This window comes from Gelidibacter sp. (assembly GCF_035577925.1).
GTDB lineage: Bacteria > Bacteroidota > Bacteroidia > Flavobacteriales > Flavobacteriaceae > Gelidibacter.
The window spans coordinates 1-2388 of sequence record NZ_DATJCY010000286.1 but is presented as its reverse complement, the minus strand read 5'-3'; the positions used below and the strand labels follow the sequence as shown (position 1 = coordinate 2388).

General features: G+C 37.9%; 2 protein-coding genes. Both read left to right on the top strand.

Annotated features, from left to right (window positions below):
* On the top strand, positions 1–363 hold a 363-nt coding region (locus tag VNJ50_RS11250), incomplete at its 5' end, for a hypothetical protein (RefSeq protein WP_325581911.1).
* Positions 364–906: 543 nt separating this feature from the next.
* Complete coding sequence (locus tag VNJ50_RS11245; RefSeq protein WP_325581909.1) at positions 907–2082, top strand: transposase; 1176 nt, start codon at positions 907–909, stop codon at positions 2080–2082.
* Positions 2083–2388: the final 306 nt, after the last annotated feature.

Below are 2388 nucleotides of genomic sequence, written 5' to 3'. Positions count from 1 at the left end.
AAGCATCAAGAAGGATACGACTTACTGCTGGACGATCATACCTTGTATTACATCCTTACTGATAAAAGCAAAGCCAATTTAGATAGTATGTTCTTTTTACATGTTAAATTTGATGGTAAAGACGAAGTCGTCAACCTTGATTTTACAGGAAAGTCATATGAAATAGATCAATTATTAGGTAAAGACTTTGAGTCTTTTGTGGTTATAAAGAGAGAGATTCCAAATAATGGGACAATTACTGAATTAGGTACAGGTCAGTTTATTAATGATGATCGTTTGTGGTCCTATGTTTATGAGCCTGAAAAGTTATATGATGATATGGCTTTCATTTATAACGATCAATATGGAGATGTCCTTAAATAAGCGAAATTTAACGGTTAAACGACGTGATTGAAAGCTTTAGAGTTTAAGATCATAAAGAGTTAATACTTGTCCGCGACCTTTGCTATCTGAATAAAACGTAAAATTTGCAAATTTATAGAAATTGATTTCGGAACTGGTTTTGTTTTCCAATTTTGAGAAAAGAAACTTGTTGCCTTTGAAGTCTATTATATTTGGTTTAAAATCGTGATTAACGAATTCGATTTGGGAAATGACTTTATCGGCACTTTCAGAAAGCCTTAAAACCCTTGTATTTACAAGGGTTTTATTGTATATTTATAGTAACAAAAACCCCGAAAATGACCTATAATGTCAAAATACGGGGTTTCCAAAAATAATCTATCATGAAAGTACAAAGAATTTCTGACCTGCAAGGTCGTTTTTCTCTTTTTTCCCCTGAGCGAGGATTATGACAATTTTTACTCGCGATTTATAGAAAGCGACCTGGGAAAAATACATCAGGCCATTCCCTGGGACAATTTGGTTTCCCATTTCAACCTTACTGAAGAGAAACATGGACGCGACATGCTCTTTAGTCCCAAAGGTCGTTTGGGATTAATGTTCTTAAAACATTATGCCTGCTGTTCCGATAGAAAGCTGGTGGAACAGCTAAATGGCAATTTGGAATATCAATTCTTTTGTGACATTGCCTTGGGCGACAAGCGTCTTGACAATTACAAGATCGTCAGTCAAATAAGATGTGAGCTGGCAGACCACCTTGATATAGATTCCACAGAAAAAACATTCTACGGGCACTGGTCCGACTTTATCGCCAGTGCCAATCAAGCCACCACAGATGCCACTTGCTATGAGAGTGAACTGCGTTATCCCACTGTACAGAAACTGTTATGGGAGGCAACGAGCTGGTTGTACAATCAGCTACGTAAAACCTGCCGTATTTTAGGGACCAGGATGGTCCGCAGTAAGTACCTAAAGTGGAAACGTCGTTACCAAAGCTTTAGCAAGATGCGCCGCAAGACCAATAAAAAACGGGTAAGCTTGACAAGGGCGCTGCTCAAATTGCTAAAGAAGTTTATAGGTTTTGAGGATCAATTGCGAAAATCCCACGACCTGACCTTTACGGTACGCTACTACAGAAGAGTGGCAACCATAAGGAAAATCTGCAAACAGCAAGAAGAACATTTCAGGACCGGGGAGAGAATAAAAGATCGCATCGTTAGCATCTCGAAAGATTACATACGGCCCATTGTCAGGGGCAAAGAAGTCAAACCTGTTGAGTTTGGAGCTAAGGTCAATAAAGTACAGGTTGATGGGATCAATTTCATAGAACATATCAGCTTTGATGCCTTCAATGAAGGCACAAGGCTGCAATCCACAGTCTATAAAACACAAGGCCTTACCAAAAGGAAACTAAAGGTACTGGGTGCTGATGCCATCTACGCTACCAATAAAAACAGAAAGTTTGTGACCGGGCATGGGATAAAGACAGATTTTAAGCGCAAGGGAAAGCTGCCCAAAGGCTATGCGGACGAAAAGAAGCTAAAGGCACAAATCACCAAAGAGAGAGCTTCGAGATTAGAAGGCAGTTTTGGCAAGGAAAAAGAACATTACCACCTCAAAAAGATCAAGGCCAAAACTAAGAAAACTGAAATACTTTGGATATTCTTCGGGATCCACACAGCAAATGCATTGGAAATAGGAAGGCGAATGCACGCTAACTTGAACCAAAAAGCAGCCTGATTTTAAATTGGCAAAAAAACTAAAGGGAACGTGCGCCCTGTCGTCAGGAAAAAACGGTAAAATCCAATCCTATCATAAAAAAAGAACAACTTAACCAATAATACATCAATAAAGCCAGAAATTGTAAAGACCTGTTTCAAAAAATCAACCGTTTTCTGAAAGTGCCTGAGGAGTTAAAAGCCTCTTTAAATCAAGCCATAAAGATAACATTTCTGTTTTTTTTAATATTTAATTAATAAAAGTGTGTATTAACTAGCTACTTAAAAAATAAACAACCTTTTATTTTAACATTTTGTAAGTTCCCGT